This is a genomic window from Ruegeria sp. BC6 (assembly GCF_056539185.1).
Map to the genome: position 1 here is coordinate 357,800 of NZ_JBQFUM010000004.1, position 13,377 is coordinate 371,176.

At 61.1% G+C, this 13,377-nt stretch carries 10 protein-coding genes; 7 read left to right on the forward strand and 3 right to left on the reverse strand.

What is annotated here, in order from left to right:
* The first annotated feature begins 26 nt into the window (after window positions 1-26).
* From gpmI to ACR0MM_RS14265, 3 genes are read left to right on the forward strand one after another with little or no spacing between them, the layout of a single operon-like run.
* Entirely contained in the window at window positions 27-1,544 is a 1,518-nt protein-coding gene (gene gpmI, locus ACR0MM_RS14255) for a 2,3-bisphosphoglycerate-independent phosphoglycerate mutase (protein ID WP_480696890.1), read from the forward strand.
* Window positions 1,541-2,674 carry a murein hydrolase activator EnvC family protein gene (locus ACR0MM_RS14260; RefSeq protein ID WP_480696892.1) on the forward strand — a complete coding sequence of 378 codons (1,134 nt, stop codon included), beginning with the start codon at window positions 1,541-1,543 and terminating at the stop codon, window positions 2,672-2,674. The genes gpmI and ACR0MM_RS14260 overlap by 4 nt, the downstream gene beginning before the upstream one ends.
* A gap of 6 nt (window positions 2,675-2,680) precedes the next feature.
* Window positions 2,681-4,027: a S41 family peptidase gene (locus ACR0MM_RS14265; protein WP_480696894.1), complete on the forward strand. Its 1,347-nt coding sequence runs from the start codon at window positions 2,681-2,683 to the stop codon at window positions 4,025-4,027.
* Between the two features lie 54 nt (window positions 4,028-4,081).
* On the opposite strand, the gene ACR0MM_RS14270 is transcribed toward ACR0MM_RS14265, so the two are convergent.
* The 3 genes from ACR0MM_RS14270 to ACR0MM_RS14280 form a co-directional block, all read right to left on the reverse strand.
* Window positions 4,082-5,608, reverse strand: a complete 1,527-nt coding sequence (locus ACR0MM_RS14270) for an MFS transporter (RefSeq protein WP_480696896.1) — start codon at window positions 5,606-5,608, stop codon at window positions 4,082-4,084.
* Between the two features lie 110 nt (window positions 5,609-5,718).
* On the reverse strand, window positions 5,719-6,078 hold the full coding sequence (locus ACR0MM_RS14275; protein WP_480696898.1) for a hypothetical protein: 360 nt from the start codon (window positions 6,076-6,078) through the stop codon (window positions 5,719-5,721).
* A gap of 11 nt (window positions 6,079-6,089) precedes the next feature.
* Window positions 6,090-6,851, reverse strand: coding sequence for a DUF6478 family protein (locus ACR0MM_RS14280; protein ID WP_480696900.1), 762 nt, complete (start codon window positions 6,849-6,851; stop codon window positions 6,090-6,092).
* A 245-nt stretch (window positions 6,852-7,096) separates the two neighbouring features.
* On the opposite strand from ACR0MM_RS14280, the gene ACR0MM_RS14285 reads away from it, so the two are divergent.
* Genes ACR0MM_RS14285 through ACR0MM_RS14300 form a run of 4 tightly spaced genes read left to right on the forward strand, consistent with a single transcriptional unit; the run spans window position 7,097 to window position 13,352 of the window.
* Window positions 7,097-10,177 (forward strand): ABC transporter transmembrane domain-containing protein, encoded by a 3,081-nt coding sequence (locus ACR0MM_RS14285; protein WP_480696902.1) that lies wholly within the window; start codon window positions 7,097-7,099, stop codon window positions 10,175-10,177.
* A gap of 1 nt (window position 10,178) precedes the next feature.
* The gene (locus ACR0MM_RS14290; RefSeq protein WP_480696904.1) at window positions 10,179-11,078 is read left to right on the forward strand and encodes a CPBP family intramembrane glutamic endopeptidase; all 900 of its coding nucleotides are present in this window, start codon (window positions 10,179-10,181) and stop codon (window positions 11,076-11,078) included.
* 58 nt (window positions 11,079-11,136) lie between these two features.
* The gene (gene accD, locus ACR0MM_RS14295) at window positions 11,137-12,081 is read left to right on the forward strand and encodes an acetyl-CoA carboxylase, carboxyltransferase subunit beta (protein ID WP_480696906.1); all 945 of its coding nucleotides are present in this window, start codon (window positions 11,137-11,139) and stop codon (window positions 12,079-12,081) included.
* Complete coding sequence (locus ACR0MM_RS14300; protein ID WP_480696908.1) at window positions 12,078-13,352, forward strand: bifunctional folylpolyglutamate synthase/dihydrofolate synthase; 1,275 nt, start codon at window positions 12,078-12,080, stop codon at window positions 13,350-13,352. The genes accD and ACR0MM_RS14300 overlap by 4 nt, the downstream gene beginning before the upstream one ends.
* Window positions 13,353-13,377: the final 25 nt, after the last annotated feature.

Sequence of the window (13,377 nt, forward strand, 5' to 3'; positions counted from 1 at the left end):
ACAAGAGCAGTTATCGGAGATCCGACATGAGCGCACCCAAACCCGTCGTCCTGTGTATCCTTGATGGTTGGGGCCTGTCCGACGACACGCAGGCCAACGCGCCCTATCTGGCCCAAACGCCCACCTTCGACGCGATCATGTCCAAGGGTCCGCACGCGCGGCTGATCACCCATGGCCCGGATGTGGGTCTACCCAGCGGCCAGATGGGGAATTCCGAGGTCGGGCACACCAATATCGGGGCCGGGCGGGTCGTGGCCATGGATCTGGGCCAGATCGATCTTGCGATCGAGGATGGCTCGTTCTTTGAAAACGCTGCGCTGCAGGACTTTGTCGCCAAGGTGAAGGCGGCGGGCGGAATCGCGCATCTGATGGGGCTGGTCTCGGATGGCGGGGTGCATGGGCACCTGAACCATATCGTCGCCGCCGCGACAGCGATCACCGAGGCGGGCGTGCCGGTGGCGCTGCACGCCATCACCGACGGACGCGACGTGGCCCCGAAATCGGCGCTGGACTTCCTGGCCGAGCTGGAGCGCCGCCTGCCTGCGAACGCGCGCGTCGTCACCGTCTCGGGGCGGTATTATGCCATGGACCGCGACAACCGGTGGGAACGGGTCGGTCGCGCCTATGACGCGATCATCAAAGGTGAAGGCGCGCGGGCTGATACCGCAAGCGCTGCGATTCAGGCCGCCTACGACCGGGGCGAAACGGACGAGTTCATCGCGCCCACGGTTCTGCCCGGCTACGAGGGCGTCCGCGACGGCGACGGCTTCTTCTGCCTCAATTTCCGCGCCGACCGTGCACGCGAGATCCTGCGCGCCATCGGCGAACCGGGATTTTCCGAATTCGACACCGGCCCGCGCCCGCACCTGTCGGCGCTGCTGGGCATGGTGGAATATTCCGACGGCCACAATGCCTACATGACGACCGTTTTCCCCAAGCGCGAGATCGTGAACACGCTGGGCGAATGGGTTGCCAAGCAGGGCCTGCGCCAGTTCCGCCTGGCCGAAACCGAGAAATACCCCCATGTCACGTTCTTCCTGAACGGCGGCAAGGAAACCCCCGAGCCCGGCGAGGATCGCTATATGGCCCCGTCGCCCAAGGTGGCGACCTATGATCTGCAGCCCGAGATGTCGGCCGGAGAGGTGACGGACAATTTCGTCGAGGCGATCGAGGGCGGCTATGACCTGATCGTCACCAACTATGCCAACCCCGACATGGTGGGCCATACCGGTGACCTGCAGGCCGCGATCAAGGCCTGCGAGGCCGTTGACCAAGGCCTGTCCCGCGTGGTCGCCGCGCTTGAAAAGGCAGGCGGTGCCATGATCGTGACGGCCGATCACGGCAACTGCGAAACCATGATCGACCCCGAAACAGGCGGGCCGCATACCGCTCACACCCTGAACCCGGTACCCGTGGCGCTGGTTGGCGGACCCGAGGGCGCAACCCTGCGCGAAGGTCGCCTGTCCGATCTGGCGCCTACGGTGCTGGACCTGATGGGCCTGCCCAAGCCGCCGGAAATGACGGGTCAGAGCCTGCTGTCATGAGGCTGCGCGCGCTTCTTCTGGCGGCCCTGATGGCGGGGCAGGCGGTCCGGGCCGCGCCGGACCCCGCGCAGGCGGCACTGGAGGCAGCGCAGATGCTGGAACAGGCCTCGATCGCGCTGACCGAGGCCGAAACCGCCCGCGACCGCGTGCGTGCCCTGACCGAGACGATCCAGGCCTACGAGGCCGGGCTGGCCGCCATGCGCGACGGGCTGCGCCGAGCGGCTTTGCGCGAAAGCCAGCTGACCGCCGAGTTGAACGCGCGCGAACGCGAAATCCGCCAGTTGCTGGGCGTGCTGCAAACCATCGAAACCACGGCGCCACCGGTTCTGATGCTGCACCCGGCCGGGCCGCTGGGGGCGGCGCGCACCGGGATGATGCTGTCCGAAGTCACCCCTGGCCTGAACACCAGAGCCCAGGCGCTGGCCCGGGATCTGGACGAGGTGCAGACCCTGCGCCGCTTGCAACAAAGCGCTGCGGACACGCTGACCGAAGGGTTGGAAGGCGTGCAGAACGCCAGGACGAAGCTGAGCGAGGCCATAGCGGACCGTACCGACCTGCCGCGCCGCTTCATTGAAGACCCGGTACGGACAGCCATCCTGATCTCATCAACGGAGACTCTGGATGGTTTCGCCAACGGTCTATCTGAGATATCGGATGGAGAAATCATAGCCTCGAACGTGGATGTGTCCCAACTGAAAGGACAGATTCCGCTGCCGACCCAAGGCGTCATACTCCATCGTTCCGGCGAAACGGACGCCGCAGGGGTCACGCGTCCGGGGCTTGTACTGGGAACCAGACCACGTGCATTGGTGCTGTCGCCCACAGCGGCCACGATCCGATACCGAGGGCCGCTTCTGGACCTTGGAAACCTTGTGATCCTGGAACCGCAGCCCGGTTTGCTTTTTGTCTTCTCCGGCCTTCAGGAGGTGTATGGGGACCCCGGTCAGGTGATCCCCGAAGGAACACCAGTGGGCCTGATGCCCGGTCAAACACCAGAAATCGGCGCGATTTTGTCAACAAGCGGTGATGGCACTGGAACTGATCGTCCAGAAACGCTCTATATAGAGGTAAGAGAGAACAATAGCCCCGTGGATCCGGAATCATGGTTCCGGCCTGACAAGGATGGATAGACGAGTATGAAGAGATTTGTGATGGCCGGTCTGGCCGGCACCGTGGCAGGGATTATTGCGACTACCCAGATCGCCGGGCCACTGCTGGCGCAAGAGGCCGATAACAAGGCCGGAGTGTATGAACAACTTGACCTGTTCGGAGACATCTTCGAACGGATCCGCGCCCAGTATGTTGAGGAAGTCGCCCCCGAAGAACTGATCGAGGCTGCGATCGACGGCATGTTGACGTCGCTGGATCCGCATTCAAGCTATCTTTCCCCGGACGACGCCGAGCAGATGCGCGTGCAGACGCGCGGTGAATTCGGTGGGCTGGGCATCGAGGTCACCCAAGAGGATGGCTTCGTCAAAGTCGTCTCGCCGATTGACGGCACGCCTGCGGACGAAGCGGGCATCGAGGCCGGCGATTTCATTACTCATGTGGACGGCGAAAGCATCCTGGGCCTGACGCTGGACAAGGCAGTCGACCTGATGCGCGGCCCGGTCGGTTCGGAAATCGTCATCACCGTCGTGCGGGAAGGCGAACCCGACCCATTCGATGTGACCATCATCCGCGACACGATCAAACTGACCGCCGTTCGCGCCCGCACCGAAGGCGCCAGCGTGGTGCTTCGTGTGACCACCTTCAACGATCAGACCTTCCCGAACCTGAAAGAGGGCATGGAAAAGCAGATCGCCGAAGCTGGCGGCATCGACAAGGTGAACGGCTTTGTTCTGGACCTGCGCAACAACCCAGGCGGGCTGTTGACCCAAGCCATCAAGGTATCGGACGCATTCCTGAACGAGGGCGAGATCGTCTCGACCCGTGGGCGCAATCCCGAAGATGGTGAACGCTTCAACGCAACCCCGGGTGATCTTGCCCAGGGCAAGCCGATCGTAGTGCTGATCAACGGCGGATCGGCGTCGGCTTCCGAAATTGTTGCAGGTGCATTGAAGGATCACCACCGCGCGATCGTCGTCGGCACCAAAAGCTTCGGCAAAGGATCGGTTCAGACCGTGATGCCGCTGCGTGGCGACGGGGCGATGCGTCTGACCACCTCGCGCTACTACACCCCGTCGGGTCGGTCGATCCAGGCTTTGGGTGTCAGCCCCGACATCATCGTGGAACAGCCCCGCGTCCGTCCCGAGGCTGAGGAAGAGGAAGAAAGCAACGCCCGCACCCGGTCCGAGGCCGACCTGCGGGGCAGCCTGAACAATGACAGTTTGACCGAGGATGAAATCCGCCAGATCGAGGAAGACCGCACCAAAGCGGAAGAAACCGCCGAACTGCGCAACGAAGACTACCAGTTGGCCTATGCGATCGACATTCTCAAAGGCCTGTCCGCCTTCAATCCGACAGAGCGGGCATCGCAGTAAGCTGCGCAAACAATGGCCGAAGGGCCGCGGTTTTCCGCGGCCTTTTCTTTTGGCTCAGCTCTCGATTTTGTGCAGTTTCTTTTCGTCAAGCATCAGCGCCAGAACCAGCCCTATCGACACCGACAGCGTTGAAAAGACAAAAGCCATGTCCATCCCGCTGTCAAAGGCCATCGACAACGCGGATTTGATCTTTTCGGCCTCGGGCGCGCTGAATTTCTGCATGACAGCCTGCGCGGTCTTGGTCGTCAAAGTACCGCCATTGATGGCTTTTTGATCGGCTAGGGACATGTCGATGCCAGCTTTGGCAAGGTGCTCGCGGAAGCTGGACAGGCTGACCATGTACATGATGGCCGTCGCGCAGGCGACCGAAATGGCGCCATAGACCAAGTGCACCATGAAGCTCAGACCGCCAACCAGGCCGGCGCGTTCGGGCTTGACGGCGCAAACGGCGGCGGTGCCCGACGGGCCAACCGTCAGTGTCGCTCCCAACCCGATCAGAGCCATCCCCGGAAGAATATGGAAATACCCCAGCCCGGCCGGCATCACGACGACACTGGCCGCGCCTATCGTAGCGCAGAGATACCCCCAGAACAGCAGGCGCTTGGGTCCAAAATCATTGTACAAGGTGCCAGACACGATCGACCCGACAGCCAAAAGAACGGTCAGCGGCGCGAGGCCCAGAGCGGATTCAAATACCGACCAGCCAAGAACCTTTTGCATGTATTGCGGAAAATACAGCAATCCCACAAAGACTGCCGAGACGTTGAACATGTTCAGACCCAAGGTGATGCGAAATTGCGGATTTTGCATCATCTGCGGCAGCAATAGCGGTTCTTTCACGCGTTTCTCCACGCGTGGGAACAACAGAAACAGCGCCGCGCTGAGGAAAAACAGAAACATCAGCGGAACCGACAGCCAGCCCCAGTCCGATCCGACATCCAGCGCGTACAGCAGCAGAAGGACAGCAAAAGAAAGGACACCCATTCCGGTAAAGTCGATGTGCTCACCTGTCTTGTGGGTCTTGTCAGGCTGCATCAGCAGGACTGCCGTGGCCATCGAGATGCACGAGAAGACGACATTTGCCAGAAAGAACAGGCGCCAATCCCCAAGATTGGCGACAAACCCGCTGATCATCGGACCAAATACGTTGCCCGTCGTGACACCGGCAAGGATCAAACCCATGACCATCGCACGGTGTTCCTCACGGGATACCCTCGTGGCCCCGAAGGCCAGCGTGCACGGCCACACGCATCCCGCGCCGATACCTTGAAGCGCGCGTGCGCCGATCAGGAAATCAAGGCTGGGAGATACGAAACAAATGACCGAGGCGAATAGAAACAGCGACAATCCGATGATCATGATCTTGCGATGACCGTACATGTCGCCCAGCCGGCCGCCGGCGACCATGGTCATGGCGAAGAACAACGCGTAGATGTTCAACACCCACTGAGTACTCGTGATATCGGCATCAAACGAGTTTTCGATCGCCGGCACCAGCATTAGCGCACCGGTAAAGTCTATGCCGATGCCAAACGCCGTTACCATCAGCGCTATGACTTTGATAATGCTGTCACGTTCCATTCGGCCCCCTGAGTTTCCTTGGTGGCTCAATCATGCATGAATTCAGCGAAAAAGATAGGAATGCATCCAAACAGGCTTCGACTACGTTGAACCTGCAGGCTTTTGCCCGATCAACTCTGATCAGTGCTCAACCGACGCACCACGCGCTTCAGAAGGTCAAGTTCGGCGCGCAGCAGGTCCATCTCGGCTCGGATATCGCTTACGGCCGGCGCACCCGCGATTACGGTGATGTCACCCACTTTTTCCTGTGAAGCGCTGTCGAGGATAATCACACTGTGTACACCTTCGGACAACAGGGCCGTTGGAACGGGAACCCGAACATGCCAGCCACCTTCGGCATCGGAAACGTCGATACCTTGCAGGGTCTGATCCCGGTACCGGGCTTCAAGTTGGGGTGCGGTACTTCCTGAAAAGTGGCCTTCCCATACGCCGTCTTCGAACCGGATCGGGACGAGTTTTGTTTCCACCATGGCCTTTCCTTTCACAAGTCAGCGCGATGATGGCGGCACAGGGTCAAATCCCGCAGCACCACACGGTTCATACCAGGATCCTGGATGATAAGGTCCAGCCACATCTTCTCGATGCGACGTTCGTTCAAGGACAGATGCGCAAGATCAAAATCGATGTCGGATGTCGCATCTTTCGGTTCCAGCTTTCGCAGCACCTGCTCGGTATTCGGTCCATTCTGGATATTCAGCCTGGCAAAGACCTCGGCCGGGCGTTCACTGTCGACCGTCACATGGGTCCGGACCAGGTGTTGCCGCGTCAGACCCTCGGCGGCGCTGCCCGGAAGTTCGACAGACACGGAGAGGAACGAGCCTTGAAAGCTGAATACGTCGATCGCCAGGCTGAAAGGCGCCAGGTCCTTTTCCCCGCTGTTGCGCATTTGCCGGACTGCAATCTCGGCCAGCGGACAGTCATGGAAAAGCGCCACGCTGTCATCAAGTTGCGCCTTGCGAGACAATGATACCAGGCCCGTAACGGGCAGGGGGCTGCCCCACAAATCCGGGCGCCAGGCCCAATCCGTGCCAAGCGGTCTGGGGAAATTCTGGGTGCCGATATGCGGGCGGGTCAGGCGCCCGTCCGCAATCTGAATCAGCTGATCAAGTTGGGCGCGAAGCACTCGCGCCTGATCACGCTGCTGGCGAAGCAGGGGCAGGTCTTCGTGCGGCGCGTTCTGCGCCGTCCGTTTCCAGTGCCCAACTGCCTTGCGGCTGAAATACCGATCCAGAAGTCTGCTCATGTGCCCAGTGCTTGAAACTGCACCTCTTTAGTCGGATTCCGCGGGCGGAATAAACCCGCCTTCGACAGATAGCACTGCAAAATTTCCGAATTGTGAACGACGCCGGTCGTGCCGGCCGGATTTTTGCAAGATCACGCCGGGGCACGTTCTTGAAATAGCACGGGGCAAAGCTTACCGTCAGTCACCCGGTCGCCGTGGATCCTCCGCAACGGGCCGCAGTCCAAAAAACAAGACGAGGCCGGGGCATGGAACCCACCCTATTCGCGTTCATCTGGAAACATTCCAAGAAACAGCAGTTCATTCTGCTGCTGTTGACCGTACTTTCGTTTCCGTTTCTCTATGCCTCGCTTGAACTGCCCAAGCAGATCATCAACGACGCCATCGGTGCGACCGGAAACACGGTAACGCTGTTCGGCACGAAGGTGACCCAGGTCCAATACCTGCTGATCCTGTGTTTTGCCTTCTTGGGAACCGTGCTGGCTGGCGGCCTCATGAAGATGCGCATCAACACCATGAAGGGGATCCTGGCCGAACGCATGTTGCGTCGGCTCAGATTCACCCTGATCAGCCGAATGCTGCGCTTCCCCAAGCCGTATTTCTCGACCACAAGCCAGGGCGAGCTGGTGTCGATGATATCGTCCGAAGCGGAACCGATGGGCGGACTGATGGGCGACGCGATCGCCCAGCCGGTTTTCCAGTTCGGTCAGATGATGACGATTGTCACTTTCCTGTTCATGCAGAGCGTCTGGTTCGGGCTGGCCTCGATCGCGCTGATCCCGCTGCAAGCCTGGCTGATCCCGCGCCTGCAGCGCCAGATCAACCTCTTGAACAAGGACCGTATTCAGGAAATCCGTCACCTGAGCACCGAGATCGGCGAAACCGCCGCCGGTATCAGCGACCTGCGCGCGAATGGTGGTTGGCGCTATCGGCTTGCGCAGTTCAGTCATCGCCTGGGAACCTTGTTCGATATCCGGGTCCGGATCTACAACAAGAAATTCTTCATGAAGTTCCTCAACAACCTGATCACGCAGATGACGCCGTTCCTGTTCTATTCGGTCGGCGGCTATCTCGCGATCACAGGCGAAGTAACAGTCGGTGCGCTGGTTGCGGCGCTGGGGGCGTACAAGGACCTCAGCGGCCCTTGGCGCGATCTGCTGACCTATTACAATCAGGTTCAGGACATGTCGTTGCGCTGGCAGGTCGTCACCGAACGATTTGCGCCCGAGAACATGATCCCCGAAGAACTGTTCTATGGCGAGCCGGAGAGCATCCCGCACCTGCAGGGCGACATCGAATTGCGCAATGTCACGGTGCGCGACGAGGACGGAAAGTTGATCCTTGAAGACATCGACCTGACGATCCCGAAGGGCGCTCGGGTAGCCATCAAGGCCTCGCACGACTCGGAAAGACAGGCGCTGGCCCAGTTGCTGATCCGCGAGATCCTGCCGGTTCAGGGCGAGGTCCTTCTGTCTGGGCACAACCTTCGCGAACTCCATCAGGCGGTGATCGCCGCCCGTGTCGGCTATGCCCACTCGCGACCCTACTTGTTCAACGGCACGCTTGGGGACAACCTGCTGATGCCTTTGCGTCCACATCCCCAGCACGAGGCCGAGGCTCAGAAGGCCCCATCACGTTATCAGGTCGAAGCCGTACGCGCCGGCAACTCGCCGGACCTGCTGGAGGACGAATGGGTCGACCCACGCCTTGCCGGGCTGCAGAGCATCGACGAGATCCGGGATTGGTGGTTCGAACTGGTCGAGGCGATGGGCATCGACGAATTCATGTTCCGGCGGACGTTACGGTCGCAATTCGATCCCGAACTGCACCCCCATCTGGCCAAGGCGATCGTGGATGCGCGCGACAAGGTTGCGGCGCGTCTCAAGGAAAAGGGCTTGGACAAATACGTTTACCGGTTCGATCCGAACCGGTTCAACCCGGCCGTACCTTTGGGGGGCAACCTGCTGTTTGCCTCACCGTCGCGCAACATCTCACCGGACATCCTGGCCGGGGACGCACGTTTTCTTGCCATGCTGCGGGCCCATGATCTGGACAAGGACGCCCTGAGCATCGCGACGGCGGTTCTCAGCACGCTGCGCAAAACATTCGGCCGCGAAGGGACGGATCACCCGCTATTCTTGCGCTTGGGCATGTCCAAGGACATGTACCACCGACTGCTCGACATCGACGAACGCCGCATGTCGAAAGGTGAGGCAACCCTGTCCGAACGTGAAATGGCACTGTTGCTGACGGTGCCGTTCATGCTGACCGCCGAACAGATCGGCCCCAGTTTCCCCGAGGAGTACAAGGAAAAGATCCTGTCGATCCGGCGCACGCAGGCCCAAAACCTGCACGCATCTTTCGACGGGCTGTTCATTCCCGTGGCACCCGAAACCTATGTGCCGCGCCTGACCGTCATGGAAAATGCCCTGTATGGCCGCGTGTCGCTGATGGCCGGGGCACATGCCGAAGAGATCGAGGATGCCGTAGCCGAAGTCCTGATCGAGGCCGGCCTCACCCGTCGCCTGGCGGCCATCATCTACGATCTGCCGACCGGTCTTGGCGGGGCCAACCTGCCCACGGTTTTCCAGGAACGTGCCGCGTTTTCACGGGCAGCGATCAAGCGGCCCGACATCCTGATTCTGGACAAGGTCCTTGCCAGCCACGATTCGGAAAGCCGTCTGCGTACGCGTCTCAAGCTGCGTGAGTTGCTTCCCGACTCGGTCATGATCTTCATGGAAGATCATTTTGGCCATCCCGAGGCCTATGACATGTACGTGGAAATCAAGGACGGCCGAATCGACGGTGTATCGCGTTCCAAGGTCGAGGCGGATGACGAACAACCCGAAGACTTCAGCCGAAAACTCAAGATCATTTCGGCAACGGAACTGTTTTCGAGGCTTGACGGAAAACACCAGCGTCTGCTGGCTTTTTCGGCACAATGGTACGACGCGGCGGCGGGGCAGACCATATTCTCGCGCGGGCAAACGCCCGACGCTGCCTATCTGTGCATCTCCGGGCAGGCGAGCCTGGAATGGACGATGCCGGACGGCGAAAAGCGCAACATCTCCGTCGTCGAGCCAGGCCGCCTGATCGGCGACCTGTCGATCATCACCGGCGCGCCTCGGCAACTTGACCTCGTCGCAATGACCGACTGTTCGTTCCTGCGGATCGGCGCGGAAGAGCTGCGCGCCGTGGTAGAGGGTGACGCGGCTGTTTCGATGCGCCTTCTCGAAACGGTGGCCGGGTATCTGACAACCGTCTCGGAACGACTGTTGCTGTCGAACACCCCGTTGACACCCGAAGCCGAGACCGGGGCGGGCGGTTAGGATGCGCGACCCGCAGCCACACCCGGCCTATGCCCCGCACGAAATCCTGGTGGCGCCGGCCAGGGCTTATCCCGAACTTTGGCGGCTGCTGGTCGGGTTCGCGATCATCACGGTCGTCGTTCTGGCACTCAACTTGGTTCTCCTTGCCGCTGTAACCTCGTTTGGTTCGGCCGAATTGGTGTCCGGTTTCGAAGACGGGTCCTCGGCCCTGGCGCTGCTGGTCATCCTTTCCAGTTTCGCCTTTGCCACGCTGGGCGTCGGATTGGCCGTGCGACAGGTGCAGCACCGGAAACTGATCTCGGTGGTCGGGCCGCGGATTCTGACTGCTCGGCATTTCTGGCGGGTTCTGCGGGCGCTTTTGGTGCTGGGCGCCATGCTTTTTATTCTGCCCCCATACGATATGGGACCGCCCTTGGAGCCAAACCTGCCGGTTTTCAGGTGGCTGCTGCTGTTGCCGCTTGCGCTGGTGGCTGTCCTTATTCAGGTCAGCGCCGAAGAGATTCTGTTCCGCGGGTTCCTGCAACAATCGCTGGCCGCGCGGTTCAGGGCCCCTTGGATTTGGATGGGTGTACCCTCCCTGATTTTTGCTGTCGGGCACTACGCACCACTTGCGGCCGGTGACAATGCGATCCTGATCGCAGTTTGGGCCTTTGTCTTTGGCCTGCTTAGTGCCGACATCACCGCCAGAGCAGGGACGCTGGGACCCGCAATCGCCATGCATTTTGCCAACAATGTAACGGCTCTGCTGATTGTATCGTTGCCTGACGGTCTGGGTGGGTTGGCCCTCTATCATCTTCCGTTCGAAACATCGGACACCGGTATCCTGCGCCAGTGGCTTGTCGTGGATTTCGCGGTGATGATCGTCAGCTGGCTGGTTGCGCGACTTGCGCTCAGGCGCTGATTGCATTTCCTTCCGTAGCGTCTTATTTGACTGCAACCCGCATCAGCAAGGTTCCGACATGAACTGGATCACAAACTACGTCCGCCCCCGGATCAACTCGATCTTCTCCCGCCGTGAGGTGCCCGAGAATCTCTGGCACAAATGCGACGAGTGCGGAACGATGCTGTTCCACCGTGAACTGGCGGACAACCAGAACGTTTGTACCCAGTGCGGACACCACATGCTGATCACCCCGCGCGAGCGGTTCAAGCACCTGTTCGACGGCGGTATTTTCAACGAAGTCGCAGTGCCCGCGCCCAAGGAAGACCCGCTGCAGTTCCGCGATCAGAAGAAATACCCCGACCGCATGAAGGCAGCGCAGAAAAAGACCGGCGAGAAAGAAGCGATGCTGGTTGCCACCGGCGAGATCGGCCGCACGCCGATCGTGGCCGCGGCGCAGGATTTCTCGTTCATGGGCGGTTCGATGGGTATGTATGTGGGCAACGCCATCATCGCCGCCGCACAAGAGGCGGTAAAGCTCAAGCGCCCGTTGATCCTGTTCTCCGCCGCCGGCGGCGCCCGGATGCAGGAAGGCATCCTCAGCCTGATGCAGATGCCGCGCACTACGGTCGCGGTGGAGATGCTGAAAGAGGCGGGCCTGCCCTATATCGTCGTTCTGACCCATCCCACTACCGGCGGTGTGACGGCGTCCTACGCGATGCTCGGCGACGTGCATATTGCCGAGCCGAACGCGTTGATCTGTTTCGCTGGCCCCCGCGTGATCGAGCAGACGATCCGTGAGAAACTGCCCGACGGATTCCAGCGCGCCGAATACCTGCTGGATCACGGCATGCTGGACCGGGTCACCAAACGGACCGAGTTGCGGGACGAGCTGATCACCATCACCCGGATGATGATGGGTCTGCCCCCGGCGGTCAAAGGCGATCTGCCCGCCCCGAAAGAGGGCGAAGCCGAACAGCCTGACGCGCAGGCCAAGCCTGCCGAAGACCAGCCCAAGAAATGACCGCGCCCACATCCGACGTCATCCTCGACCGGATGATGGCGCTGCACCCCAAGATCATCGACCTGACCTTGGACCGTGTCTGGCGTCTGCTCGAAGCTTTGGGTAATCCGCAGGACAAGCTGCCGCCGGTGATCCACATCGCCGGTACCAACGGCAAGGGCTCGACCCAGGCGATGATCCGTGCAGGGCTGGAAGGGGCCGGGCTGACGGCCCATGCCTATACCTCACCGCATCTGGCACGGTTCCACGAACGTATCCGGCTGGCGGGCAAGCTGATCTCGGAACCCGACCTGACCGCCGTTCTGGATGAGTGCTACGCCGCCAATGGCGGCGAGAACATCACCTATTTCGAGATCACCACCTGCGCGGCCCTGCTGGCCTTTTCCCGTGTACCCGCCGACTACACGCTGCTCGAAGTCGGACTTGGCGGGCGGCTCGACGCCACCAACGTGATCGCAAAGCCCGCGGTCACGGTCATCACCCCGGTCTCGATCGACCATGAACAGTTCCTGGGCAACACGCTGGCCAAGATCGCCGCCGAAAAGGCCGGCATCATCAAGCGCGGCGTGCCTTGCATCGTCGGCCCGCAGCTGGACGAGGCGATGGAGGTCATCGAGGCCACCGCCGCCCGCCTCGGCGCACCCTTGCTGGCCCACGGACAGCACTGGCACGTCCACGAGGAACATGGCCGCCTGATCTATCAGGACGAAAACGGGCTGCGCGACCTGCCGCTGCCAAACCTGCTGGGCGCCCACCAGATCCAGAACGCCGGCGCCGCACTGGCGGTCCTGCGCCTCCTCGACCTGGGCGATGACGCCTACGAGTCCGCTGTCACCCGCGCCGAATGGCCCGCCCGGATGCAGCGCCTGAAAACCGGCCCGCTCGTCGAACAGGCGCCTCAGGCCGAACTCTGGCTGGACGGCGGCCACAACGCCGCTGCCGGTGTCGCGCTGGCGGACGTCTTGGCCAAGCTGCCCCCGCGACCCACACACCTGATTTGCGGCATGCTCAATACCAAGGATGTAACTGGCTACCTCTCCCCACTGGCCCAGAAAGCTGCCAGCCTGACCGCCGTTTCCATACCGGGCGAGACCAACACGCTGAGCGCCGAAGAAACCGCCGCCGCCGCCAAATCGGTGAACCTGCCCGCGACGACCGCCAGCAGTGTGTCCCAAGCCCTCGACACCATCATCAAAGCCGACCCACAGGCGCGCGTGCTGATCTGCGGCTCGCTCTACCTCGCGGGCAACATCCTGCGCGAAAACGGCTGACCATTCATTGAGTCACAGCTACGCT